21 protein-coding genes are annotated in these 25565 nt (G+C 69.6%); 11 read left to right on the top strand and 10 right to left on the bottom strand.

Annotation, left to right across the window (positions count from 1 at the left end):
* Positions 1 to 10 precede the first annotated feature (10 nt).
* The 3 genes from AC1MEY_RS07010 to AC1MEY_RS07000 form a co-directional block, all read right to left on the bottom strand.
* Positions 11 to 1225: a CaiB/BaiF CoA transferase family protein gene (locus AC1MEY_RS07010; RefSeq protein WP_480231344.1), complete on the bottom strand. Its 1215-nt coding sequence runs from the start codon at positions 1223 to 1225 to the stop codon at positions 11 to 13.
* Positions 1226 to 1302: 77 nt separating this feature from the next.
* Entirely contained in the window at positions 1303 to 1776 is a 474-nt protein-coding gene (locus tag AC1MEY_RS07005) for a GAF domain-containing protein (protein WP_480229964.1), read from the bottom strand.
* A gap of 4 nt (positions 1777 to 1780) precedes the next feature.
* Positions 1781 to 3394: a PucR family transcriptional regulator gene (locus AC1MEY_RS07000; RefSeq protein ID WP_480229963.1), complete on the bottom strand. Its 1614-nt coding sequence runs from the start codon at positions 3392 to 3394 to the stop codon at positions 1781 to 1783.
* Positions 3395 to 3529: 135 nt separating this feature from the next.
* On the opposite strand from AC1MEY_RS07000, the gene AC1MEY_RS06995 reads away from it, so the two are divergent.
* Positions 3530 to 5020, top strand: coding sequence for a CoA-acylating methylmalonate-semialdehyde dehydrogenase (locus AC1MEY_RS06995; RefSeq protein ID WP_480229962.1), 1491 nt, complete (start codon positions 3530 to 3532; stop codon positions 5018 to 5020).
* A gap of 120 nt (positions 5021 to 5140) precedes the next feature.
* Positions 5141 to 6523, top strand: coding sequence for an aminotransferase class III-fold pyridoxal phosphate-dependent enzyme (locus AC1MEY_RS06990; RefSeq protein ID WP_480229961.1), 1383 nt, complete (start codon positions 5141 to 5143; stop codon positions 6521 to 6523).
* Positions 6524 to 6530: 7 nt separating this feature from the next.
* Here AC1MEY_RS06990 and AC1MEY_RS06985 read toward each other — a convergent pair whose 3' ends face one another.
* A complete protein-coding gene (locus tag AC1MEY_RS06985) occupies positions 6531 to 7796 on the bottom strand; it encodes an NtaA/DmoA family FMN-dependent monooxygenase (protein WP_480231343.1) in 1266 nt (421 codons plus the stop codon).
* A 35-nt stretch (positions 7797 to 7831) separates the two neighbouring features.
* Positions 7832 to 8803, bottom strand: a complete 972-nt coding sequence (locus AC1MEY_RS06980; protein WP_480229960.1) for an LLM class oxidoreductase — start codon at positions 8801 to 8803, stop codon at positions 7832 to 7834.
* Between the two features lie 205 nt (positions 8804 to 9008).
* Here AC1MEY_RS06980 and AC1MEY_RS06975 point away from each other — a divergent pair, with 205 nt between their 5' ends.
* Genes AC1MEY_RS06975 through AC1MEY_RS06955 form a run of 5 tightly spaced genes read left to right on the top strand, consistent with a single transcriptional unit; the run spans position 9009 to position 15210 of the window.
* Positions 9009 to 9923: an ABC transporter permease gene (locus tag AC1MEY_RS06975; RefSeq protein WP_480229959.1), complete on the top strand. Its 915-nt coding sequence runs from the start codon at positions 9009 to 9011 to the stop codon at positions 9921 to 9923.
* Positions 9920 to 10768 carry an ABC transporter permease gene (locus tag AC1MEY_RS06970; protein WP_480229958.1) on the top strand — a complete coding sequence of 283 codons (849 nt, stop codon included), beginning with the start codon at positions 9920 to 9922 and terminating at the stop codon, positions 10766 to 10768. The genes AC1MEY_RS06975 and AC1MEY_RS06970 overlap by 4 nt, the downstream gene beginning before the upstream one ends.
* 1 nt (position 10769) lies before the next feature.
* Positions 10770 to 12362, top strand: coding sequence for a dipeptide ABC transporter ATP-binding protein (locus tag AC1MEY_RS06965; RefSeq protein WP_480229957.1), 1593 nt, complete (start codon positions 10770 to 10772; stop codon positions 12360 to 12362).
* Positions 12359 to 13990 carry an ABC transporter substrate-binding protein gene (locus tag AC1MEY_RS06960; RefSeq protein ID WP_480229956.1) on the top strand — a complete coding sequence of 544 codons (1632 nt, stop codon included), beginning with the start codon at positions 12359 to 12361 and terminating at the stop codon, positions 13988 to 13990. Before AC1MEY_RS06965 ends, AC1MEY_RS06960 begins: the two co-directional genes overlap by 4 nt.
* 5 nt (positions 13991 to 13995) lie before the next feature.
* Positions 13996 to 15210, top strand: coding sequence for an acyl-CoA dehydrogenase family protein (locus AC1MEY_RS06955; RefSeq protein ID WP_480229955.1), 1215 nt, complete (start codon positions 13996 to 13998; stop codon positions 15208 to 15210).
* Between the two features lies 1 nt (position 15211).
* On the opposite strand, the gene AC1MEY_RS06950 is transcribed toward AC1MEY_RS06955, so the two are convergent.
* Together AC1MEY_RS06950 and AC1MEY_RS06945 are read right to left on the bottom strand one after the other, a co-directional pair.
* Positions 15212 to 16216 carry an aldo/keto reductase gene (locus tag AC1MEY_RS06950; protein ID WP_480229954.1) on the bottom strand — a complete coding sequence of 335 codons (1005 nt, stop codon included), beginning with the start codon at positions 16214 to 16216 and terminating at the stop codon, positions 15212 to 15214.
* Position 16217: 1 nt separating this feature from the next.
* Positions 16218 to 17162, bottom strand: coding sequence for a TauD/TfdA dioxygenase family protein (locus AC1MEY_RS06945; RefSeq protein ID WP_480229953.1), 945 nt, complete (start codon positions 17160 to 17162; stop codon positions 16218 to 16220).
* Positions 17163 to 17299: 137 nt separating this feature from the next.
* Here AC1MEY_RS06945 and AC1MEY_RS06940 point away from each other — a divergent pair, with 137 nt between their 5' ends.
* Both AC1MEY_RS06940 and AC1MEY_RS06935 read left to right on the top strand, forming a co-directional pair.
* Entirely contained in the window at positions 17300 to 18244 is a 945-nt protein-coding gene (locus AC1MEY_RS06940; protein ID WP_480229952.1) for an aldo/keto reductase, read from the top strand.
* Positions 18245 to 18356: 112 nt separating this feature from the next.
* Positions 18357 to 19289 carry a LysR family transcriptional regulator gene (locus AC1MEY_RS06935; RefSeq protein ID WP_480229951.1) on the top strand — a complete coding sequence of 311 codons (933 nt, stop codon included), beginning with the start codon at positions 18357 to 18359 and terminating at the stop codon, positions 19287 to 19289.
* Positions 19290 to 19299: 10 nt separating this feature from the next.
* Here the strand turns inward: AC1MEY_RS06935 and AC1MEY_RS06930 are convergent, their stop codons facing one another.
* From AC1MEY_RS06930 to AC1MEY_RS06920, 3 genes are all read right to left on the bottom strand, one after another.
* Positions 19300 to 20811, bottom strand: a complete 1512-nt coding sequence (locus AC1MEY_RS06930; RefSeq protein WP_480231342.1) for an HNH endonuclease signature motif containing protein — start codon at positions 20809 to 20811, stop codon at positions 19300 to 19302.
* Between the two features lie 124 nt (positions 20812 to 20935).
* Positions 20936 to 22216: an integrase core domain-containing protein gene (locus AC1MEY_RS06925; protein ID WP_480229881.1), complete on the bottom strand. Its 1281-nt coding sequence runs from the start codon at positions 22214 to 22216 to the stop codon at positions 20936 to 20938.
* A 246-nt stretch (positions 22217 to 22462) separates the two neighbouring features.
* On the bottom strand, positions 22463 to 22753 hold the full coding sequence (locus AC1MEY_RS06920; RefSeq protein WP_480229950.1) for a WhiB family transcriptional regulator: 291 nt from the start codon (positions 22751 to 22753) through the stop codon (positions 22463 to 22465).
* Positions 22754 to 23005: 252 nt separating this feature from the next.
* On the opposite strand from AC1MEY_RS06920, the gene AC1MEY_RS06915 reads away from it, so the two are divergent.
* On the top strand, positions 23006 to 24160 hold the full coding sequence (locus AC1MEY_RS06915; protein WP_480229949.1) for an LLM class flavin-dependent oxidoreductase: 1155 nt from the start codon (positions 23006 to 23008) through the stop codon (positions 24158 to 24160).
* A 16-nt stretch (positions 24161 to 24176) separates the two neighbouring features.
* The gene (locus AC1MEY_RS06910) at positions 24177 to 25538 is read left to right on the top strand and encodes an NtaA/DmoA family FMN-dependent monooxygenase (RefSeq protein ID WP_480229948.1); all 1362 of its coding nucleotides are present in this window, start codon (positions 24177 to 24179) and stop codon (positions 25536 to 25538) included.
* Positions 25539 to 25565: the final 27 nt, after the last annotated feature.

The raw sequence follows: 25565 nt of genomic DNA, 5'->3' as shown, positions 1-25565 counted from the left end.
GCGCGGCACGTCACGCGATGGCGCCGGAATCCTTCAGCGCCTCGATGCGGTCCCAGTCGAGACCGAGTTCCATCAGCACCACCTCGGTGTGCTCGGACGCCTGCGGGGCCCTGGTGGTCTCCAACGGTTCGTGGTTGAACTGCACGGGCCCGCGGACCACCTTGAACGGCGCACCGCCGTCGCCGGCCTCGAACTCGGCGACCATGTCGTTGGCCAGCGCCTGCTCGTCGGCGGCCAGGTCGATCAGGCTCTGGAACGGCGCCCACTGGCCCCGCATGGTCTTGAGGTGCTGCCGCCAGTAGTCGAACGGCTTGCTCCGGATCGACTCGGCGATCAGTTCGGCTGCGGCGGAGGCGTTCTCGATCAGCGGCAGCACGTCGCAGAACCGGGGGTCGTCCGCGAGTTCGGGCAACCCCAGGTGTTCGAACGCGTCCCGGATGTAGCCGGTGGGGCTGACGATGCACAGGTTGATCGTGCCGCGGTCCGAGGTCAGGTAGTTGCCGAGGAACGGGTTGACGGTCAGCCCGACCTCGGTGGGCAGCGTCGAGCGCATCGTCTGCCCGGTCTCCATGCCCTGCGTCACGCTGGCCCCGGCCGCCCACCACGCCGTGCTCAGCAGCGACACGTCGATCTCGGCGGTCTCGCCGGTGCGCTCGCGGTGGAACAGCGCCGCGGAGATGCCACCGGCGATGTTCATGCCGCCGATCGAGTCGCCGAACGCCGGGATCCCCTGCGGCAGCGCGCCTCCGATGCCTTCGGGGGTCAGTGCGTGTCCGACGCCGCTGCGCGTCCAGAACGCCGTCCCGTCGAATCCGCCGACGAGCCGCTCCGGCCCCTTGTCGCCGTAGGCGCTGCCGCGCGCGTAGATGATGTCGGGGTTGGCGGCGCGGATGTGTTCGACGTCGAACTTGTTCTTCTGCCGCGCCTGCGGCATGTAGTTGGTGAGGAAGACGTCGGCGGTCTTGGCGAGTTCGTACAGCACCTCCTGGCCGTCGGGTGTCGACACGTCGATGCCGACGCTGCGCTTGCCGCGGTTGGGATGCTCCATCAGTGGGTGCCGGTCGGGATCCAGCTGGATGCCGCCCATGTAGAGGAAGCCGCGCTGGGTGTCGCCGCGGACGGGGTGCTCGACCTTGATGACGTCGGCTCCCCAGTCGGCGAGGATGGCGCCCGCCGCGGGGACGAAGGTGAACTGCGCAACCTCGAGGACCCGCACGCCCTGCATCACCTTGATCACGTCGGTACTCCCCGTTCGGTCGTCACAGTTGGTCGTTACAGTTGAAGCCTCGACTGTAACCGTAGTCAGCGCCAGGCACGGCGGGTCTGGGCATCGATTCCGGGGTCGTGGATGCGTTGGAAGTTGCGCCCGCCGCGCGCGAACGTCGCGAGCACGGCCGCCGGCACCGTCCCGTACGGCACCGGCGCGTCGAGCCACTCGCAGTCGCGGACGTGGACGAGGTCGACGGCCGCCGCGGCGGCACAGTCGTCGTACCGCCACGGCCCGGCGAGCCTGCCCAGCCAGAATTCGCCGTCGCCGTCGCGGGTCCACACGAAGGCGCCGATGGGCACCGCGGCGAAGCGCTCGATCCGCCGGGCCAGCCGCTCGTCGTACCGGTCCCGGGCGAGCAGCACCGCGTCGTCGAGGTCACCCGGCGGCGGAGCGAGCACGCCGCCGACGCCGCAGACCGCCACGCGCAGCGCCCGTGCGACCGACGCCTCGAGCGGGACGTCGTCGCGCCGCGAGCGCATCGGTGCGCGGTAGACGCCGGGCGTCACCGCGCTATCCGTCCAGCCGCGCGGTCATGCCGCGGCGCGCGTCGTGCACCAGCATGGCGACGTGCAGCGAGGTCATCGACTCGGCGTCGTCGAGGTCGACGCCGAGGATCCGCTCGATGGTCGCGAGGCGCTTGTAGAGCGCGGGTCGGCTGATGTGGAGCCGGCCGGCGAGCGCGGCCTTGTTGCCCGCCGACCGGAGGTACTCGCGCAGCACGGTCAGGTTCGTCGGCTCGGCGGTATCCGAAGTGCGCAGCAGCGCACCGAGTTCGGTCTCCGCGAAGCCCTGCACGCGCGGATCGTCGCGCAGCAGGGCGAGCAGCCCGCGCAGCCGCACGTCGGATGCCCGGAAGTAGGAGCGCGCGTCGGGGCCCAGGCCGAGGGCCACCTCCGCGACGTGCGCGGCCTCGCCGAGTCCGCCCACCGCGTCGACGACGTCGGCCGAGGTGGGTCCCACGGCGGTCACCGCGCCGACGCCGTGGACGCGCCGGATCTCCGTGCGCAGCTCCTCGCCGAGCGCGGTGAGCGCCTTCTCGTCGGCGCCCGCGCGAATGGTGCTGAGCGCCAGGACAGCGCCGACCTCGCCGTCGCGGCGGATGGTGAACAGCCCGGTGTGCCCAGACGCGTTCACCACGTGCGCGACGGTGTCCAGCAGCTCGACGTTGCGCCGTTGCGCCGCAACGGGATCGGTGCCTGCCGTCGGCCGGTCCACGCGTACCGTCACGGGCAGGTAGCGCGACGCCTTGCGGAGCCCGAGGGCATGCGCGCGGGCCGCGGCCTCGCGCTCGTCGGTGATGCGGCCGCGCACCACGTCGTCGATGAGGCCGCTCTGCGCCTGCTGGTGCAGGCCGGACCGGTCGCGTTCGATCATGCGGTGCAGCGCCAGGGCCGCCGCGGCGCGCTCGAGCACCCGGCGGGCGCGCCCCGCGTCGGCGGGCGGCCTCGGCACGATCAGCCGGCCCCACTCCTCGGCGCGCGGACCCACCGACGTGACCAGCCATTGCTCGTCGCCGCCGTCGGTGACGCGCCGCGACCGGGTCTCCCAGTCGTCGAGCAGGGCCGCGGCCACCCGTCCGGTGGCCGACGTCGCGAGCGCCTGGTGGGCGAGGTCCTCGAGCACCACCGGCTCGTCGAGCATCCGTGCGGCCGCGGCGACGATCCCGGTGACCGAGGCACGCTTCATGCTCAGCTCCGTGAAGACCTCGTGCACCCGCCGGTCGAAGGCCACCTCCTCGTACTGCTCGGCGACGATCCGGCGGTGGACGGCCTCGGTCACCTCGACGAACTTGATCTCGCGGTGCAGCGCGATCAGGGCGAGGTTCAGGCGCCGCGCGGTGGCCGCGACCGTCGCGGACACGGCGGGCAGCGAGGGCCCCAGCTCCACGACGACGCCGAGTGCTCCCGCGTCGGCCAGGCTCTGCAGGTACACCCGCGGCGAGCGGCGCAGGGCCGTGCCCGTGGTGAGGAGCAGTTCGCCGCCCTGCAGCAGCGAGGAGAAGTCGGTGACGTCGCCGACGTGCACCCAGCGGATCTCGTCGTGCCAGCGGCTGTCGCTGACCACCTCGGGTTCACCGCGTTGGACGACGGGCAGTGCGACGACGTCGGCCACGGTCAGGGGCATGTACACAGTGTAATCAAATCGGCCAGAGCGGTGACGGTGTGTATCCGCGCGAGCGGCGCCGCGGCTGCCAGACTCGACGGTGTCACCACCAGCAGCGCGGCTGGGCCGGTCCACCACCGCACGAAGGACGCCTCCATGCCCACGATCTCCCACTGGCTGAACAACGAGACCTTCGCAGGCGAGAGCAGCGCGACGGCCCCCGTCACCAACCCCGCGACCGGCGAGGTCACCGGCGAGGTGTCGCTGGCCAGCGTCGCCGACGCCCAGGCCGTGATCGACGCCGCGGCCGCCGCGTTCCCGGCGTGGCGCGACACCAGCCTGGCCAAGCGCACCCAGATCCTGTTCAACTTCCGCGAGCTGCTCAACTCCCGCAAGGGCGAGCTGGCCGCACTCATCACCGCCGAGCACGGCAAGGTGCTGTCCGACGCCCTGGGCGAGGTGAGCCGCGGCCAGGAGGTCGTCGAGTTCGCCTGCGGCATCCCGCATCTGCTCAAGGGTGGCTTCACCGAGAACGCCTCGACCAACGTCGACGTCTACTCGATCCGCCAGCCGCTCGGCGTCGTCGGCGTCATCTCGCCGTTCAACTTCCCCGCGATGGTGCCGATGTGGTTCTTCCCCATCGCGATCGCGACCGGCAACACCGTCGTCCTCAAGCCGTCGGAGAAGGATCCGTCGGCGTCGCTGTGGATCGCCGCACTCTGGGCCGAGGCCGGCCTGCCCGCGGGCGTGTTCAACGTGCTGCAGGGCGACAAGACTGCCGTCGACGAGCTGCTCACCAACCCGAAGGTGAAGTCGGTCAGCTTCGTCGGGTCCACCCCGATCGCGCAGTACGTCTACGCCACCGGCACGACCGCAGGCAAGCGCGTCCAGGCCCTCGGCGGCGCCAAGAACCACGCCGTGGTGCTGCCGGACGCCGACCTGGACCTGGCCGCCGACGCGATGGTCAATGCCGGCTTCGGCTCCGCCGGTGAGCGCTGCATGGCGATCTCGGCCTGCGTCGCCGTCGGCCCGATCGCCGACGACCTGGTCGCCAAGATCGCCGAGCGCACGACGCCGCTGAAGATCGGCGACGGCACCAAGGACTCCGACATGGGCCCGCTGGTGACCAAGGCCCACCGCGACAAGGTGGCGTCCTACATCGACGCCGGCGAGAACGACGGCGCGAAGATCGTCGTCGACGGCCGCACCGTCACGGCCGACGGTGGTCAGGACGGCTTCTGGCTGGGCCCCACCCTGATCGACCAGGTGACGCCGCAGATGAGCGTCTACACCGACGAGATCTTCGGCCCGGTGCTGTCGGTCGTGCGCGTCGAGACCTACGACGAGGCGATGGAGCTGATCAACGCCAACCCCTACGGCAACGGCACCGCGATCTTCACCAACGACGGCGGTGCGGCCCGCCGCTTCCAGAACGAGGTGCAGGTCGGCATGGTCGGCATCAACGTGCCGATCCCGGTGCCGATGGCGTACTACAGCTTCGGCGGCTGGAAGAACTCGCTGTTCGGCGACTCCCACGCGCACGGCATGGACGGCGTGCACTTCTTCACCCGCCAGAAGGCCATCACCCAGCGCTGGCTCGACCCGAGCCACGGCGGCATCAACCTGGGCTTCCCCGAGAACAGTTAACCCCCTTCTCCGGCGAGCGTGCGTGTCTGCGGGCGACACGCCGGACGCGTACCCGAGTTCGCGCACGCTCGTCGTGGAACTAGTTGCTTGCCCACGCCGACCACAGTGAAAGATGGACCCATGACCACCACCCAGGACACCGCGACCCTGCCCAACGGCCTGTCGGTCGAGGACGCGCGCGCCGAGGCAGCCCGCACCTACGAACTCGACCGCACCCACGTGTTCCACTCGTGGTCGGCGCAGGGGCAGATCAAGCCGATGACGATCGTGGCGTCGGACGGCTCCTACGTGTGGGACGGCGACGGCAACAAGCTGCTCGACTTCTCCGGGCAGCTGGTGTTCACCAACATCGGCCACCAGCACCCCAAGGTCGTCGCGGCGATCCAGGCCCAGGCCGCCAAGCTGTGCACGGTCGCGCCGCAGCACGCCAACGACGCGCGCTCGGAGGCCGCCCGCCTGATCGCCGAGCGCACGCCGGGTGACCTGAACCGGGTGTTCTTCACCAACGGCGGCGCCGACGCCGTCGAGCACGCCGTGCGCATGGCCCGGCTGCACACCGGCCGCTACAAGGTGCTGTCGCGCTACCGCTCGTACCACGGCGGCACCGACACCGCGATCAACCTGACCGGCGACCCGCGCCGCTACCCCAACGACTACGCCAGCGCCGGTGTCGTGCACTTCAACGGCCCGTTCCTGTACCGCAGCTCCTTCCACGCCGAGAACGAGCAGCAGGAGACCGAACGCGCGCTGGAGTACCTCGACCGGTTGATCCAGCACGAGGGCGCGTCGTCGTTCGCCGCGATCATCCTCGAGTCGGTGCCCGGCACCGCGGGCATCATGGTGCCGCCGCCCGGCTACATGGCCGGCGTGCGGGAGATCTGCGACAGGTACGGCATGGTGATGATCGCCGACGAGGTGATGGCCGGATTCGGCCGCACCGGTGAGTGGTTCGCGATCCAGAACTTCGACGTGACGCCCGACCTCATCACGTTCGCGAAGGGCGTCACCTCGGGCTACGTGCCGCTGGGCGGCGTCGCGATCAGCGAGGAGATCGCCGCGACGTTCAACGATCGCGCCTACCCGGGCGGGCTCACCTACTCCGGCCATCCGCTGGCGTGTGCGGCGGCCGTCGCCACGATCAACGCGATGGAGGACGAGGGAATGGTGGCCAATGCCAAGCGCATCGGCACCGACGTCCTCGGCCCCGGACTGCGCGACCTGGCGGCCAAGCACCGCTGCGTCGGCGAGGTCCGCGGCCTCGGCGTGTTCTGGGCGATCGAGCTGGTGGCCGACCAGCAGACCCGGGAACCGTTGGCGCCGTACGGCGGTTCGAGCCCCGCGATGAACGCGGTCATCGGCGCCTGCAAGTCGGGTGGCCTGCTGCCGTTCGCGAACTTCAACCGCATCCACGCCGTGCCCGCGTGCAACGTCACCGACGACGAGGTGGCCGAGGGTCTGCGCATCCTCGACGCCGCGTTCGACGTGGCCGACGCGGAACTGTAGGCGAGAGTCACGCCTGCCGGATCAGCGCCAGTTCGTCGATCTGGTGGGCGCGGCCGCTGAAGCGCTCGCGAAGAGTCGATTCCGCGTACTCGGAGCGGAATAGCCTGCGCTCCCGCAGGATCGGGACGACCTCGTCGACGAACACCTCGAGGCCGTCGGGGAAGACGTCGGGCATCAGGTTGAATCCGTCGGCGGCTCCGGCGAGGAACCACCGCTCGATGGTGTCGGCGACGTCGACGGGAGTGCCGACGACGACGCGGTGGCCGGCACCGCTGAACGCCCGAAGCGCCTGCCGCAGGGTCAGATCCTCGCTCTGGATCAGCCGCACGACGGACTCTCGGAAGCCCAACGAAGCGACGAACGTGGCGGCGTCGACGTCGCCGAGCACCCGCGGCGGCACCGGCTCGTCGAGCGCGAGACCGGTCAGGTCCTCGCCGAGTGTCTGCGACAGCCGTTCCAGGTCGTGGTCGGGCGGTAGCAGCGCGTTCTGCTCGTCGTAGCGGCGATCAGCCTCAGCGCTGGTGCTGCCGATCGTGGTGATGAGCCCGGGCAGGATCTTCACGTCCCCGCGCCGCCTGCCGTGCGCAACCGCGACGTCCTTGACCAATCGGCAGTGATCGATGCCTGCGCGCAGGTCGAGTTCGGCGCTGAACACCGCGTCGGCAGCGCGACCGGCCAGCTCGCGGCCCTGGGGTGAGCCGCCCGCCTGTACCAGGAGAGGGTGTCCCTGCGGCGACGGGCCCTGCGGCAGCGAGCCGACGACGGTGAAGAACTCGCCATGGTGGTCGATGCCCTTGCCGCCGACGTACGCCGCGTCGCGCCACAGCTGCGTCACGACGTCGACGAACTCCGCGGCGCGGCGGTAGCGGGTGTCACGGTCCGGATAGTCGTCGAGGCCGAAGTTGCCACCGGCGGGCAGCGAGTACGTGGTGACGACGTTCCACGCCAGCCGCCCACCGGACAGTTCATCGAGCGCCAAGAGCCGGTGCGCGAGTTCCACCGGGTCGTTGAACGTCGACGACAGCGTGCCGATGATGCCGAGCCGTTCGGTCTCGGCAGCGACCGCACCGAGGATGACACTCGGCTCGAGCGCCTGCGACGGGCGGAGCGCGGGGTGCTCTCGCAGTGCCGGTCCATCGGCGAGGAACAGTGCGTCGAGGGTGCCCCGCTCGGCGATCCGCGCCATCCGGACGTAGTAGCCCGGGTCTGCGAACGCCGTGGGCGGTTCGTTCGTGCGCTGCCAGGAACCGGTGTGGATGCCGGTGTTGAGCACGTTGACGTTGAGGATCACGTGGTCGTGGGGCAGGTTCACAGCCGTCCTCCCGGGTTGGGTGCCGGCGCGAAGGCCGGAGGGTTCGTCGACACGTCGGGGGCGGTCGGGACGGGCAGGCGCAGTCGGTGCCGCAGCGTGCCGCGCATCGGGTCGGCGATCCGGCCACGTCGGCGCGCGACGGGCAGGATGCCGTCCAGAACGGTTGCCAGCGAATTCTTCTCGAGCCGCAGCAGCACACCGACCACGCCGTCCGCGAGTGCTGTGCGCTCGAGTGCGGCGCCGATGCGCTGGATGGTCCGCAGCCGGACGACCGCGGGCAGGCCGTCGGGGAGCTCGTCGCCGTCCTCGACGACCGCGAGGTCGGCGCCGCCGACCGATGCGGGGTCGGCCGGTGTCCACTGCCGCCAGACGGGGAGATCGCCCTGCGCGGATCCCGGGACGTTCAGCGGGCCGGAGATCGAGTAGCCGCGGGTGACGTCGGCACGCCGGATCTGGGACGGGTCGGCGAAGACGCCGCCGGATCGGTCGCCCACCACCGATTCCAGCGGCCAGGTCCGCCACAGCGTGCGGACGGCGTCGACCGCGTCCGCCGTGTGCGCCGGCGCGAGGGTAGCGCCGGTCCACGTGTCGGTCACGGCGTTCAGGGCGATGCCGTGGTCGAAGTCCAATGCCAGCCAACCCAATCGGCCGCCTGCCGCGTGGTCGGCGGACACCAGCCGTCGAGCCAGGTTGTAGGGGTGGTCGCGGTGGGCCGCGGCGGCTACCACCAGTCCCAGATCGGTGCTGTGCCGGGCAGCGACGGTCGCGACGAGCGACGGGTCGAGCGTCGCACTCTTGGTCACCGGCTTCTCGCCGCGTTCGGCGCCGATCAACCAGTAGGACACGCCGGCCGCCTCCAGCCGGCCGGCCAGCGAGGCGATGCCTCCGACCCGCCCGTTCGTGAGCGAGGACCCGTCCTCGAATCCATCGCCGACGACTTCAACTCCCACCGACAGTGCGAATGTCATTGCGCCGAATGTAATCCGCGGTCCGGGCGGCACAACGTTTGCAATCACCGCAACCGAAAGGTCCGTCGGCCCCGCACAGTTAAGCTGCGGTGAACCAACGGCTTAAAACTCCTAACGGACGGAACCGTCGACGCTCGCGATCGCCGGCAATACCTTTCGGCATGTGTTGAGTTTCGCGCTGAGACGGGTCGGACAGTCGATCGTCGTGATCGTACTTGCCTATACGGCAGTCTTCTTCGTCCTCAACGTGCTGCCCGGGGATCCCATCGAGACGCAGATCTCGAACCCCGAGAACGCCATCTCGAAGGACGACGCCGAAGTGCTGCGCGACTACTACCGGCTCAATGATCCGGCGATCGTGCAGTTCGGCGTCTCGGTCCAGCGGCTGCTCACCGGCGATCTCGGCTACTCGCTGAACAGCGGCCAGTCCGTCGCCACGCTGCTGGGGCATGCACTGCCGTCGACGATGGCCCTCGCGGGGGTGGCCTTCGTGCTGGCCGCCGCACTGGGCTTCGGCATCGCGCTTGCCGCGGTGTTCGCGCCGTGGCCCGCCGTCCGCGAGGCGGTACGGTCGTTGCCGCCGCTGTTCCTGTCCGTACCCGTCTTCGTAACCGGTCTCATTGCGCTGCAGGTCTTCTCATTCAGTCTCGGCTGGGTGTCGGCCGTGCACGACGAGGGGTTGCGATCCACGGCGCTGGCGGCGCTGCCACTGGCCCTACCGGTGGCGGCCCCGATCGCGCAGGTGCTGATCCAAGGGCTGAGCAACGCCGCCGACCAGCCCTACGTCGAGGTGCTCCGTGCCAAGGGCCTGTCCAACGATCGTGTCATCTTCGGCCACCTGGTGAAGAACGGCTCGATCCCCACCCTGACCATCGTCGCCATCACGGTGGGCGAGCTGTTGGCCGGGTCGGTGATCACCGAGACGATCTTCAACCGAACGGGCATCGGATACCTGACCGAAACTGCGGTGCGCAACCAGGACACCCCGATCATCCAGGCCGTGGTCATCACGGTGTCGGTGACGTTCGTCGCAATCAACCTCGTGGTGGACCTGCTCTATCCCCTGATCGACCCACGCATCGGCAGAGTGTCGACGACCCGCGAGGTGGTACCCGCATGAGCATCACGACCGCCCTGCCGACGGTCCGGCTCCCGCGGACCCTGCCCCGGCTCTCGTTGAGCGCGTCGGACGTTCCGCCACTACTGGTCCTCGCCCTGGTGACGCTGATGATCGTCGCACCGGGTGTCGTCGCGCCGTACGACCCCCTGCAGGAGAACCCGGCGCTGCCGCTGGCCGGCCCCAGCCTGGCCCACCCGTTCGGCACCGACTACATCGGTCGGGATCTGCTGAGCCGCGTCGTCGCGGGCACCGCTGCCACGATCGCAGGATCGTTCATCGCGGTCGTCATCGGCCTCGTGGTCGGGACGGTGCTCGGACTGCTGGCGGCGTACTTCGGTCGCGCCACCGACAGCATCATCAGCAGGATCGTCGACGTCCTGCTGTCGATTCCGACGCTGCTGCTGTCGATCACGATCATCGTCGCGCTGGGCTTCGGCACGGTGAACGCGGCCATCGCCGTCGGTGTCTCGTCGATCGCGGTGTTCGCCAGGCTGGCACGCTCCGAGGTACTCGCCACCCGCAACCTGCCGTTCGTCGAAGCCAGTGAGCACCTCGGCGCGGGGCACCTGCGGCTGCTCTTCCGCCACGTGCTGCCGAACTCGTACTCGTCGGTCCTGTCGCTGGCCGCGCTGCAATTCGGCACCGCGATCCTCGCAATCGCGTCGCTGAGCTTCCTCGGTTACGGCGCACAGCCGCCCGAGCCCGAGTGGGGTCTGCTGATCTCCGAGGGGCGCAACTACATCAACTCCGCACCGGGCCTGGTGTACTTCCCTTCGCTGGCCATCGTGCTGACCGTGATGAGCCTGTCCCGGCTCGCTCACATCGTTCGAAGGAAGGTCGGTTGACATGAGTTCTCCACCATTGCTCTCGGTTTCGGGTCTGACGGTCGAGTACGACACCCCGGTGGTGCACGACGTCTCCTTCGACGTCCACCCCGGCAAGGTCGTGGCCGTCGTCGGGCAGTCCGGCTCCGGTAAGTCGACGATCGCCCGCGCCGTCCAGGGCCTGCTGCCCGGCAACGGACGGGTGACGGCCGGTCGCATCGGCGTCGACGGCGTGTCCGCCGTGGGCTTGACGCAGCGGCAGTGGCGCGAGCTGCGCGGCACCACGATCGGCTTCGTGCCGCAGGACCCGCTCGGCTCGCTCGATCCCCTGAAGCGGGTGGGCGACCAGGTGGCGGAGGTCCTGACCGTCCATCGCATCGCCGGCCGCGGACGGGCCCGCGACCAGGCGGTGTCGATCCTCGAGCGTGTCGGGATCCCGGACGCACACCGGCGGGCGAACGACTACCCGCATCAGCTGTCCGGCGGTCAGCTGCAACGGGTACTCATCGCGATCGCCATCGCGGGTGACCCGAAGATCCTGGTGGCCGACGAGCCGACGTCGGCGCTCGACGTGACCGTCCAGCAGCGCATCCTGGAGCTGCTGGACGAACTCCGCCGCGAACGTGGGCTCGGCATCGTCTTCATCACCCACGACCTGGCCCTCGCCGAGCACCACAGCGACGAGGTGGTGGTGCTGCGCGACGGGCGGATCCGCGAGACGGGCAGTACTGCAACGGTACTCGTCGCGCCTCGTGACGAATACACCCGTCAGCTGATCGCGGACGCGCCTGCGCTGTCGCCGGACAAGTACGCCCGGCCACTACACGTCTCCCGCGACGACGATGCCTTGCTCCGGGTGTCCGGTCTGGTGAAGCGCTTCGGCGGCGTCCCGGCGCTCGACGACGTCTCGTTCGACGTGCGCGGCGGGTCGATCCACGCGCTGGTGGGCGAATCGGGTTCCGGCAAGACCACGGCGGCCCGCGTGCTGGCCGGCCTCACCGGATTCGACGCGGGCTCGGTGCGCGTCGACGGCGCCGTCCGAACGTCGACGATGCCGTTCGGAGCCACGCAGCAGCGGGCGCAGGCGCGGACGCTGCAGATGGTGCACCAGAACCCGCTCGCCGCTCTGGATCCACGGCTCACCGTCGGCGACGCCATCGCCGAACCACTGCGCATCAACCGGATCGGCAATCGCGACGAGCAGAGCGCCGAGGTGCTGGGTGCACTGGACCGGGTGGGTCTGCCCGCCGCGCTGTTCGACCGCAGGCCTCGCGAAATCTCCGGCGGCCAGCGGCAGCGCGTCGTCCTCGCGCGCGCCCTGGTCCTGCAACCGCCGATCCTGGTGCTCGACGAGCCCACGTCGGCGCTCGACGTGACCGTCCAGTCGCAAGTGGTGGATCTCCTCATCGAGTTGCAACGGGAACTGGGCCTCACCTACCTCTTCATCTCCCACGACCTGAGCCTGGTGCGCCAGATCGCTGACGAGGTCAGCGTTCTCGAGCACGGCCGCCTGGTCGAGACGGGCCGGGTGGCCGACGTGTTCTCCTCCCCCGCAGCCGCGTACACGCGTCGACTGCTCGACGCGGTGCCCGGCGCACGGGCACGCGCCGCATGAACGTCCCGCGGCGACTGGCTGTCGCGTTGCTCGTCGTCACGATGGGCCTGACTGCGTGCGGTACGGACGTCCCGCGCAGTGCGTCCCCGACGGGTGGGCAGCGGGGCGGCAACCTGGTGTACCTCGACGCCGAGGCTCCTGCCTCACTGCAGATCCAGGTCAGCTACTGGCAGAACAGCCTGCTGAAGGACCAGATGCTCGATCGGCTCGTCTACCAGGACCCGAAGACGTTCGACTACCGGCCGTGGATCGCCGAGAAGTGGACGCTCGACGACACGCACACCGTCTACGAGTTCACCATCCGCGAGGGCGTCACCTATAGCAACGGACAGCCGGTCGACGCGGAGTCGGTGCGTCGCAACCTGGACTGGGAGGCCCACGGCGACAAGCCCAAGGGCATCACCCGCAACACCTACTTCCCCAGGGTCGCGTCGATCACCGCCGATCAGGCCAGTCGCACGGTGTGGGTCACGCTCGACGAACCGTACGCACCGTTCATCGGGGTCCTGTCGCTGAACACTTCGGGGCTGGTGGCCGACGCGACCATCGACGCGACGAAGGAGGAGCAGTCGGTCGTCACGAACCTGATCGGATCCGGACCGTTCGTCGCGGAGTCCGAGATCCCGGACAAGCAGATCGTCCTGGCCAGACGGCACGGGTACGACTGGGCGCCCGTCGGCGCACCGCACCAGGGCGAGGCGTTCCTCGACACCGTGACCGTCATCCCCGTCACCGAGGACAGCGTCCGAGTCGGCGCACTGCGTGCCGGGCAGGCCGACGCCATCCGCTACGCCCAGCCACCCGATGAACGTCTGCTCGAGCGCGAGGGCTTCGACGTGCGCGGCCTGCGCACACCCGGTCTCTCGAACACGCTCGACATCCGGCAGACCGCGCCGTTCCTGAAGGACGTCGACGTCCGCAGGGCGCTTGGCTTCGGCATCGACCGGCGCGAGATCCTGTCGACGCTGTACACGAACAACTGGAAACCTGCGCAGAACATCGTCACTCCCGGCTTCCCGGGGTACACCGACCGCAGCGACGCCGTCCGCTACGACCCGGACGAAGCGGGCAGGCTCCTCGACGAATCCGGGTGGACCCGTCGGAACGACGCCGGGTACCGCGTCAAAGACGGTGCGGAGCTGTCCGTCAAGATTTACGTCGACGTCTACGACCACACCGCGAAGCCGATGTACGAACTGATCCAACGACAGCTCGCCCGGATCGGCGTCAACCTGGTGATCCGACAGACCGACTTCGCGAACTACCCGACCGCGAGCGTCGAGGACTCGGTGGGATTGCGCCGAAACGGCTGGCCCACTGCGGATCCAGTTCGCCTGTGGCAGAACTACGGGAAGGACGGCGGTGATCTGTACGCCCTCGACGGCGCCGATCCGGAAATCGACCGTCTGCTGGACGCGCAGATCGCGGCCACCGACCCGGCCGAGAGACTCAAGATTCTCGAGCAGTACAACGACTACGTCATCGACAACGCGTACACGATCCCGCTGCTCGAGGACACCCAGATCTTCGCCGTCGCACCGCGCGTTCGGGGCTTCGCGAACGCCGCCAACTCGGTGCCGTGGTTCTACGGCGCGTGGATCGACGACACCCAACCTGGAAGGGACTGATCACGATGACGACGGAGTTCGCGGTACGGGCGGAGTCGGCCGAGGCGAAGGCGCCGCTGTCCGAGGTACTGGACGCCATCGCGGCGGACCACGGGCGGCGACTCCGCGACGGAGGGCACGAACCCCCGGTCGAGGGGCTGCGCCTGGTGCGCGCGCACCGTCTGGGGGCGGTGCGGCTGGCCCGCGACCTCGGCGGCCACGGCTACACCGCAACCGAGTTCTTCGAGTTCGCGATTGCGCTGGCCGCCGCCGACCCCGACCTCACGCACATTCTGCGCGTGCACTATTCGATAGTCGAGGAACTGCAGCGGGTGCCACGACGCCCTGGCGCCGACCGGTGGATCGCCATCGTCGCGGCGGGCCAGTTGATCGGCGGGACCTCCTCGGAGCAGAGTTCCCGGCAGGTCGGCGCACAGGCGTTCGACACCAAGCTGATCCGCGACGGTGACGGGCTGCGGCTGCGGGGTCGGAAGTTCTACAGCACCGGCGCCCGGTTCTCGGACTACGTGCGGGTGAGCGCCGAGGACGACGACGGCAGGCCGGTCGCCGCCGTGGTCCCGGTCGACCGGGCCGGCATCGTGCACGTCGACGACTGGGACGGCGTCGGACAGCGCCACACCGGGAGCGGAACCACGATTCTGGACGACGTGGTAGTCCATGACGACGAGTTGTTCGCGCTGGGAACCACACTCGGCGTCGACCGGGCGCGGGGTGCGCTGGTGCAGCTGTACCTGCATGCGATCGCCGCCGGCATCCTCCGGACCGTCGCCGCGGACGCTGCGGAGGTGGTCCGGAGCAGGCACCGCACGTACACGTTCGCGACGGCCGAGTCTCCGTCCTCGGATCCGCAACTGCTCGCCGTCGTCGGGGAGATCGACGCGACCGCCTACGCAGCCGAGGCGCTGGTGCTCCGCGCCGCCGGCGAACTCGCCACCGCGCTCGACGCCGCACGTGTCTCGGGCATCGACGCGGAATTGGAGGACGCGGCGTCGCTGGCGGCGGCCCGGGTGAAGGTCGCGCTGGAGGGTCCGGCGTTGCACGCGGCGGCGAGACTGTTCGACGTGGGTGGCGCATCGTCGATCCGTGCCTCGACCAACCTCGACCGGCACTGGCGCAACCTGCGAACGCTGTTCTCGCACAACCCGACCGTGTACAAGGCGCGGGTGCTGGGCGACGTCGCCGTCAACGGCGCCCAGCTCCCCCCGTCCAGCTTCTACTGAGTCACTGCCCGGCCGCCGCGAGTGGCGCCTCGGTGCCGAGGTTCTCGGGGCGGACCGACCGGTGACCGGCCACCTGGCCGGCGATGTGCTCGAGCCCGGCGAGCTGCTCGGCGGTCAGCGCAACCGTGCGAGCGCCGAGGTTCTCGTGCAGGAACTCGACGTGTCGGGTGCCCGGGATCGGCACGACGTCGTCACCGCGGGAGAGCACCCAGGCCAGCGCGACCTGGCCGGGGGCGACGCCGATCTGGGCGGCGACGGCCGACACGACGCCGACGAGGGCCCGGTTGCGCTCGAACGCCGCCTCGGAGAAGCGCGGGTGACTGCGGCGGTTCCCCTCGACGTCCGCGGGGGTGTCGATCCGGCCGCTCAGCCAGCCGCGCCCCAGTGGCGAGTAGGGGACGATCCCGATGCCCAGTTCCCTGGCCAGCGGCACGGCGCCGAACTCGATGTCCCTGGTGAACAGCGACCACTCGTTCTGGATGGCGGTGATCGGGTGCACCGCGTGGGCACGGCGCACGGTGTCGAGACCGGGTTCGGACAGACCGAGGTAGCGGACCTTTCCCGCGTCGACGAGATCGCTCAGGGCGCCCACGGTGTCCTCGATCGGCACCTCGGGGTCGACCCTGTGCAGGTAGTACAGGTCGACGTGGTCGACACCGAGCCGGCGCAGCGACCCCTCGATTGCGCTGCGCACGTACTGCGGGCGACCGTCGAGGGCACGCGGATTCGTGTCGCGGTCCAGTGTGTTGCCGAACTTGGTCGCGATGGTCAGCGCGTCTCGGCGGCCGTGGATCGCCCTGCCCAGCAGTATCTCGCTGACCTCTGGGCCGTAGATGTCCGCGGTGTCGAACAGCGTGACACCCCGATCGATGGCCGCGTCGACGAGGGCCGTGGCCTCCCTCTGGTCCTCGGCGTCGGCCGACGAGCGAAAGCTCATGAAGCCGAGCCCGATCGAGCCGACCTCGGGGCCGTGGGTGCCGAGACGGCGGGTGGATGGTTGCGTCATGTCAGGATCCGTAGAACGGTCGACCGGAGATCGGTTCGGACTCGCGACCGTCGACGCCTCTGGGCACCTCGCCCTCGAGGGTGACGCGGTACAGCACGCGGTCGTAGTCCAGATGTCCGGCGTCGGCGATCGCGAGGTGCGCGGTCGCTCGGTTGTCCCAGAACGCGACACTGCCGGGCGCCCAGCGGAAGCGCACGGTGTACTCGGTACGCGTCGCCTCGTCCCACAGCAGCTGCAGGATGCGTTCGCTCTGGGTGGGCGTGAAGCCGCGGATGTCGCGCGGACCACGCGTGAAGCCGGGGCTGACGAACAGGGCGCGCTCCCCCGTCACCGGGTGCACGCGGACGGCCGGGTGGTACGCCGCGAGGTTGGCCTCCTGGATCTTCCGGTCGCGCTGACTGCCGGCGGCGGCCTTGCTGTTGAACTGGTGCCGGATGTCGAGCGTGTCGGCGAAGTCGCGGAGGTCCTTCGGAAGGTTCTCGTAGGCGGCGACGAGATTCGTCCACGCCGTGTCGCCGCCGAACGGAGGCAGGACGTGGGCACGGAGGATGGACGCCGCGGGAGGGTTGATCAGTGCCGTGACGTCGGTGTGCCAGCTGTTGTCGTACGAGGTCCGCTTGCGGCCGAGTTGGCGTTCGTAGCGCCGGCTGTCGATCGGGAAGATCTCGGGAAAGCCCTCCGGTGGGTTGTCCTCGTGGGGATGCGCCGGGGTGACCCTGCCGAACCGGCGAGCGAACGCGATTTGCTCTGCGTGGCCGATCTCCTGGTTGCGGAAGAACACGACCTTGTGGCGGTGCAGTGCATCCCGGACCTCGTCGATCACCGAGTCGCCCAGCGGACCCCGCAGGTCGATGCCGCCGATCTCGGCGCCGATGTAGCCGGCGAGGGGGACGACGTCGAGTGTCGCGTCGTGGGTGAGCGGTGGGCTGTCCTTGAGTTCGGTCATCCCGTCAGCGTCCAGCGTTACAGCGGGTCGAACAAGCCCGATCGGCTACGGGAACGTTTCAGTCGTCCTTAACTCGACGGCGATCACGGTGATTCCAATCCTTCTGCAAGGCAGACGGTTTGGCAATCATGGTGTGCGTGACTGAACTGGAGACCCGCCGGTTGGGCGACGACGGACCCGAGGTGACGGTTCTGGGCTTCGGAGCCATGGAACTGCGGGGCACGCCGCACCGCAATCCCCGCGTGCTCGACGAGGCGACTGCCGCCGAGGTGCTCACCACCGTTCTCGACGAAGGCATCACCTTCATCGACACGTCGATCGACTACGCATTGAGCGAGGAGCGCATCGGTACGTACATCGGCTCGCGGCGTGACGAGTACGTCCTCGCCTCGAAGGCCGGCTGTCCCCTGGACTTTCAGCCCGACGCGACACCGGGCCGCCCGCTCGACCACGACTACTCGGCGGCGAACATTCGCGCCGGGGTGGAGCAGAGCCTGCGGCGGCTGAGGACCGATCGGTTGGATCTCGTCCAGCTGCACATCAGCCCGTCGGTGGAGGTTTTGCGGCGCGATGCTGCGGTGGAGACGCTGAACAGGCTTCGCGACGAGGGCAAGATCATCGCCTTCGGGGTGTCGTCGACGCTGCCGGCGTTGGACGATCACCTCGGCATCGATGAGTTCTCGGCGTTCCAGGTGCCGTTCTCGGCGTTGGAGCGCGAGTTGGAGAGTCGCATCGAGCTCGCCGGTCGGCGGGGCTTCGGGATCATCGTGCGCGGCGGCGTCGCGCAGGGCGGCAAGCGGGAGAAGACGACTGCCGATGGTCGACCGGTGACGTGGGACGAGACGGGATTGGACGAGTTGCGCGACGGCGACAGCCGGCACGGTTTCCTGCTGAGGTACGCGATCACGACGCCCGGCGTCACGACGGTCATCGCGGGGACGGCCGATCCCGGCCACGTGCGCGACAACGTCGCCGCGGCCCGTCGAGGCGTGCTGGACGAGGACGTGTACGCCGAGGCCCGGCGCCGACTCGATGCGGCGGGAGTTTCGTCCGCCGTGATCGAAGAGGTGCCCGTGCGGTAATCGCAGCTCAGCGTGGGTCGCCGTGTGGACGCACGACCATGCGAACCGTATCGCGCGTGGGGGCTGTGCCATCGTAAGGCCATCTGCTGTCCATCCCCTGCGGAGGTGTCGGATGCTTGATCTGCGTCGCATGATGCTGCTCTGCGACCTCGCCGACCTGGGGTCCGTGACCGCCGTGGCGGAGCGCCGCGGCATCACCAGTTCGGCTGTATCGCAGCAACTCCGGGTACTGGAGGATGAGGCGGACGCGACCCTGTTCCGTAGGGAGGGGCGGACGCTGGGCCTGACCCGCAGCGGCCACGTGCTCGTCGAGCACGTCCGGCGGGTGCTGACGGCCGTCGACGAGGCGGTGAGCGCGGTGGCCGAGAGCCGTGATCACGTCTCCGGGCACGTCGTGGTCTCCGCGTTCAACATGGCGGTGTCCACGCTCGTCGCGCCGATGGTGCAGCGGCTGAGTACGTCCGACCCCGCATTGCGAATTCAGGTCCGGCAAGAGATCAGTGCCGATGGTCTGCGGCTGCTGCGTCAGGGTGAGATCGACGTCGCCATCACGTGCCGCTACGACTTCGTCGGGCAGGAGACGTCGACCGGAGTGGCCGGCGAGGCACTGCTGCTCGAGCCGCTGGTGCTCTTGGCTCCCCCGCGCGAGCACCTGCGGGTCCGCACACACGGACTGGCCGCGCTCGCAGACGGACCATGGATCAGCGGACCGCAGAACTCGGGCCTCAGCGACGCGGTGATGCGGGCCGGCGAAAAGGCAGGGTTCACGCCGCAGGTGAAGCATCGGCTGGTGGGCGCCCGAAACATTTGCGACCTCGCAGCCACGGAGGTGGGGTCCGCGATCGTGCCCCGGCTGTCGGTGCCGCAGTCGCTGGCCGGTCTGATCGTGCCGGATCTCGACCTCGGCGGGCGCACTCTCAGCGCCGTCGTGCGCGAGGGCCGACAGCGGGATCCGAACATCGCGCTCATCCTCCACACACTGCGGGCCGTCGCCGCCGAGACGCTGCAGAGCATGACGGCCGGGGACCTCAGCGTCGCGTCCTGACCGTGCCCGCTCAGAACGGTGGTTCGTCGGGGGTCTGGTCGGGGTCGCGTTCGGATGGTCGCCAGTCCGCGGAGATGTGTTCGTCCTCACGGGGGTCGTTGACCCAGATGCACCACGGGCTGGTGCTCGGTGCGCCGCCCTTGAGGTTGAGCAGTGTGCGGCGCATGTCGTTGCGCCACTTGCGGATGTCGATCTCGGCGAGTCTGGCCCGGTTGAGGGCGAGGGTCGCGTCGTTGGCGGCGCGTTTGGCGTGCATGCCGCGCCGGGCGGCGGCGGTGCGCATCGCCTTCTCCCGCCGCCGATTTCGTTTCCGTGGCCGAGGGATGCCGCACGTGGCGGCGATCCCGTCGAACAGTTCCGCGCCGTCGGGGGTGGTGCGGTACTCCCGTCCGGTCGGCGAGGTCCACACGATCGTCCCGTCGGCGAGTTGCACGTCCCGCCAGCCGCCGGGCCCGCCGAGGAACGTCTTGAGCCGGTGATGCTGACGGCAGTAACAGTCGAGGTTCGCGCACACCGTCCGGCCGCCCGCGCACGGATCGTCGTGGTCGAACGGCACGGTGTGGTCGACGTCGGCGCGCCACGCCGGGCGGTCGCAGCCCGGGAACCGGCAGATCAGATCCCGGCACCTGATCCACCGTTCCACCGCCGCGGACGGCTGATACCGCAGTGACGCCGCGACCTCCCTGCTCGACGGCGGCGGACCGACCGGCCGCAGGATCGCCTTCTTGCCGGCGATCTGGCGGACCTGGTCGGCGTCGATGACGCCGTACCCCTCCAGGTGCCCGGGTTCCTCGTCGTCGCCGTTCAGCGTCGCCTCGCCGGCGATCACGTTGATCACGAATCGCACCCCACCCCGCACCTCGGGGTCGGGCGGTTCGATCGGGCAGTCCGAGCGCCCGCACGCGCACCCCAGTTCGCGGCCCTCGGTGAGCGCCTCGATCGCATCGGCGCGGCGCTGCATCGTGGTGCGCGGGTCCTCGGCGCACACCGCGGCCGCCATCTCGGACACCCGCTTGTCGAACATCGCCGCCGCGGGTGCGGGCACCGACCCGCGGATGTCGGCCATCCCGTTGGGCTTCGCGGTGACCCGCAGGTAGCGATCGGTGTCGGCGGCCTGCCGGCGCTTCTTCGCCGCCTCCGGGTCCAGCCGGGCGATCGCGGCGTCGACGGCGTGGACGACCCGCCGCCGCGACCACGACGGCCAGGTCGAGATGGTGGTCGCCAACCGCTGGTCCAGCTCCACCATCGCGTCGTGGTCGACCAGTTCGCAACGGCGGATGACGACCTCGCAGGTGGGCCAGTCGACGCGGCCGTCGGCGAGCAGTGCGGCGATCTCGGGCAACCGCTCGAGTGCCTCGGCGTGGGAGACGATGGTGCCGGCCGTGGTGGGTGGCAGGTTCAGTGCGGCGCCGATCTCGGCGGTGGTGCGGGCGAACCCGGTGATCATGGCGTAGCCGGGGTCGTCGTCGACGCCCTCGGCCTCGGCGGTGCGGCGGCCCAGGAGTTCCCCGATCGCCGCCATCCGCCGCCCGATGATCGCGGACTCCTCGCGACGGCACTGCTCCACCACACTGAGCAGATCACCGTGTGATGTCTCAGGACATGGGTGACAGTTCTGTGTCAGGACATCGGTGACAGTTGGTGTGTCAGGACTTCGGTGACGGTTGGGTGGTTGTGGGGTGTGGGCCGCGGGGTCGTCCGTTGCCGACGTAGGTGATCCCGGGTGCGGGCCGGGTGTGTTCGATGAGGACTTCGCCGTCGAGATCGGTCGCGATGATGTTGTCGCCGTCGATGACGACCAGGATCTGCTCGAAGCTGCGTCGTCCATCGACTTTGTAGGTGACGCCGGCGAGGACGAAGGCACCGGCGGTGTTGAGGGTCTTGACCGAGGTTCCGTGGGGGAGGTCGGCGGGCGCTGGTGCGGGCCGGTGTGGCTTGACTACGGCATGGTCGAAGGACAAAGGGGCGGGCTTGGGGTGAGGCGCTGACGCTTTCGGGGTGGCTTCCCATGCCGTGCGGGGAGTGACGCGTCCCGGTAGCCCTTGATGGGGGCGCTCGGTGTTGTAGATGTGGTCGAAGGCGTCGACGTGGTGTTGGAGTTCGGTCAGCGACTCGGCGATGGGCTGCTTGTCGAGGTAGCGGAACAGGGTTTGGTGGAACCGTTCGTTCTTTCCTTGGGTGGTCGGCTTGTAGGGCTTGCCGGTGATCGCCTCCACGCCCAGGGCAGCCAGATGGGTGACGAGTTGGCCGACATGCCCGCGGCGCGACGGGTTCAATGCATGCCCGTTGTCGGACAACAATCGTTGTGGCACTCCATGTTCGGCGATGGCCTTGTCGACCACGGCGATCGCCGCCGTGGCGGTCTCGCCGAGCGCGACGTGGGAGGCGAGCGCGTAGCGGGAGTGGTCATCGAGGAGCTGAAAGATCACGCACCGCCGCCCACCGCTCAACACGTACTCGGTGGCGTCGAGTTGCCAGCATGCATTGGGGGCCGGATAGACGAACCGGCGCCACGCCGAGCGGGGCTTCTTCTTCGGCTCCAGGCGAGCCACGCCGGCCTCACGGAACACCCGCGCCAACGACGCCGTGGACGGGACCTGCTCTAGGCCCATCGCGTGCATCTTGTCGTGCACACTGATCGGCCCGTGATCCAGCCCGGTGGCCTCCAGCGCGGCGCGTACCGCAAGGGCCTGGTCCTTGGCCTCGTCACTCAACTTCGACGGGCTCGACTTCGGTCGCCGCGTCCTGGGTTCGAGCACCGCCGCCGGCCCGTCGGTCGCCGCACGCTTGCGCAACTCGTAGAACGACTTACGAGAGATTCCGTACTCGGCACAGAAGGTCGACACCGCACCCCGAGGAGCGTCATCGGGCCACTGCGAGATCGCCAGACGGACCAAAGGATCGATCGGTTCATTGACAGCCACCACCGAAGCCTTGGCGCACGAGTGTCACCACCAAGACCAACAGAACTGTCACCGATGTCCTGATGCAGAACTGTCACCGATGTCTTGAGAGATGACACTGAGCAGATCACCGGGCGAGGATTCGTCGAACACGTGTTCGATTCTACCGCCGCCCACCGACACCGGCCACCTTCCACAGAACTGGATGCTCGAGTGTGAAAGTGACGACGCGACAGGCCGATCCAGCGTCGCCACATTCACACTCGAGCGTCAACCCGCGCGGGCCGCCAGAGCCTTCGCCCGATCGCGCGCCGACATGGCTCCCCACACCCCGTACGTCTCACGCACCGACAGCGCATGCTCGCGGCAACGGTTCAGTACGGGGCAATCGAGGCAGATCTGCTTCGCCCGCTCCTCGCGTGCACGCAGGCCCGTGCGGCCCGAGTCCTCCGGGAAGAACACCTCCGGCGGCAGGCGACGGCAGTTCCCCTCGTACTGCCAGTCCCACTCCTCGATCAACGGACGCGGTCCACCCCGCTCATCCACGTGCGACGTCGTCATGACCGTCAGTGTCACCGCCGGCCCCACCCCCGCAGAAGACATCGACTCGCCGTGAATCGAGACCCGCCACTAAAACCCGGCGCGAGTCGAATGACGACGCGATCGGCACCGAGCGCCGTCATGCCTGGTCGGCATCGCAGAACGGCCTCCGGAAGCGCGTCATCACCGCGGCGGGCAGGATCGAGGCGGAATCAACCCGCCATCGCCCACCGTTGACCTCAGGACCGCGCCAGACGAAAGCGAGCACCGTCCGTGTCCTCACCCGCACCGTCACTGCACCTCGCCGTCGCCCTCGACGGCACCGGCTGGCATCCGGCGTCCTGGCGGGAGGTCGACGCGCGCCCCCACGACCTCCTCACCGCGCGGTACTGGGCCGACCTCGTCACCGAGGCCGAGCGCGGGCTGCTCGACTTCGTCACGATTGAGGACGCGCTCGCGTTGCAGTCCAGAGACGGGATCCGTCCCGACGACCGCACCGACCGCGTCCGCGGGCGCCTCGACGCCGTGCTGATCGCCTCGCGCGTCGCGCCCCTGACCCGGCACATCGGGTTCCTGCCGACCGCCGTCGTCACCCACACGGAGCCGTTCCACCTGTCGAAGGCCATCGCGACCCTCGACTACGTCAGTTCCGGACGCGCGGGCCTGCGGGTGCGGGTGGCGGCCGGCCCGGCGACGGCGCGGCACTTCGGCCGCAGGGACGTCCCCTCGGTCGACGAGCTGTTCGCCGAGGCCGTCGACTACGTCGAGGTCGTGCGACGGCTCTGGGACAGCTGGGAGGACGACGCCGTGATCCGCGACGTCGCCACCGGCCGGTACGTCGACCGCAATCGCCTGCACTACGTGGACTTCGAGGGCGCGTACTTCTCGGTGCGCGGGCCGTCGATCACGCCGCGACCCCCGCAGGGCCAGCCCATCGTCGCCGCGCTCACCCACGGCCGGCAGGCCGACGGCCTCGTCGCCACCAGCACCGACGTCGGCTTCGTCACTCCCCGCGACACGGCTCACGCCATCACGCGGGTCGGTGACATCGCCGCGCTGCGTCCCGACGGGCTCGAACCGGCCCGAGTGTTCGCCGACGTCGAGGTGCTCCTCGCCGACACCGACGCCGCGGCCGCCGCACGCCGTGATCGGCTCGACGAGCGGGCCGGCGCCGAACACCGCAGCGACGCATACAGATTCGTGGGCACGCCGGCGGGACTCGCCGACCTCCTGCAGGAGTGGCACGCCGCCGGCCTGACGGGCTTCCGACTGCGGCCCGCCGTCCTCCCCGACGATCTGACCCGGATCGTCGACGCCCTGGTCCCCGAACTGCAGCGGCGAGGGGCGTTCCGCACCGGGTACGGCGCGCGCACGTTCCGCGACGCCCTGGGACTGCCCCGCCCCGTCAACCGCTACGCCGCCGTCTGAGCGTCAGGGAGTACCGATGACCAAGCCCGTCAAGCAGATTCACCTCGCCGCGCACTTCCCCGGCGTCAACAACACCACGGTGTGGAGCGACCCGGCGTCGGGCAGCCACATCGAGTTCGACTCGTTCGTCCGATTCGCCCAGACCGCGGAGCGCGGCAAGTTCGACTTCATGTTCCTCGCCGAGGGCCTCCGCCTGCGCGAGCAGGGCGGGCAGATCTACGACCTCGACGTCGTCGGCCGGCCGGACACGTTCACGGTCCTGGCCGCGCTGGCGGCGGTCACCGAACGCCTCGGCCTGACGGGCACGATCAACTCCACGTTCAATGAGCCCTACGAGGTGGCCCGCCAGTTCGCCTCCCTCGACCACCTCTCCGACGGGCGGGCGGCGTGGAACGTCGTCACGTCGTGGGATGCGTTCACCGGCGAGAACTTCCGCCGCGGCGGCTACCTCGCCGAGGATCAGCGCTACACCCGCGCCGAGGGCTTCCTCGCGGCCGCCCATACGCTGTTCGACGCGTGGCACGGTGACGAGATCGTCGCCGACAAGGACACCGGGCGGTTCCTCGCCGATCCGCGCGCGGGCGAATTCGCCTACGCCGACGAGCACTTCGACATCGCCGGCCGGTTCGACGTCCCGCGCAGCCCCCAGGGCAGGCCGGTGATCTTCCAGGCCGGCGACTCCGACCGCGGTCGCGAGTTCGCGGCGTCGGCCGCCGACGCGATCTTCTCCCGGCACGGCACGCTGGCCGAGGGGCAGGCGTTCTACGCCGACGTGAAGGGCCGTCTCCACCTCTACGGCCGCAGCCAAGACGAGCTGCTGATCCTGCCCGCCGCCACCTTCGTGCTCGGCGACACCGACGCCGAAGCCGCCGACATCGCCCACGACGTCCGCCTCGCCCAGGTCTCCCCCGCGACCGCCATCAAGTTCCTCGAGCAACTCTGGAATCGCGACCTGTCCGACCACGACCCCGACGGGCCCCTGCCGACCGTCGACCCCGTCGTGGGCGAGAACACCATCGCCAAGGGCCGGGCCAGCGTCCGCATGCACCGCGATCCCGTCGCCGTCGCCAACGAGTGGCGCGCGAGGGCGGAGGCCGAGAATCTGACCACCCGGGAACTCATCATCGAGGTCACCGGCAGGCAGAACTTCATCGGCTCACCCACGACGGTCGCCGCCGAGATCGACCACCTGGTGCAGTCCGACGCCAGCGACGGCTTCATCCTCGTGCCGCACGTGACGCCGACCGGCCTGGATCCGTTCGTGGACCACGTGGTGCCGCTCCTGCAGGAGCGCGGCGTGTTCCGCAGCGAGTACACCGGCACGACGCTGCGCGATCACCTGGGCCTGGCGCAGCCGTCGCGCCGGGTCGGCGTCTGAGGCGTTCGTCGGACGCGTTTGGATGGC

The sequence above is a fragment of the Mycobacterium sp. PTI7 genome (assembly GCF_056679845.1).
Note: the sequence above shows the minus strand (reverse complement) of the source record. Positions and strands in the feature narration are given on the sequence as shown.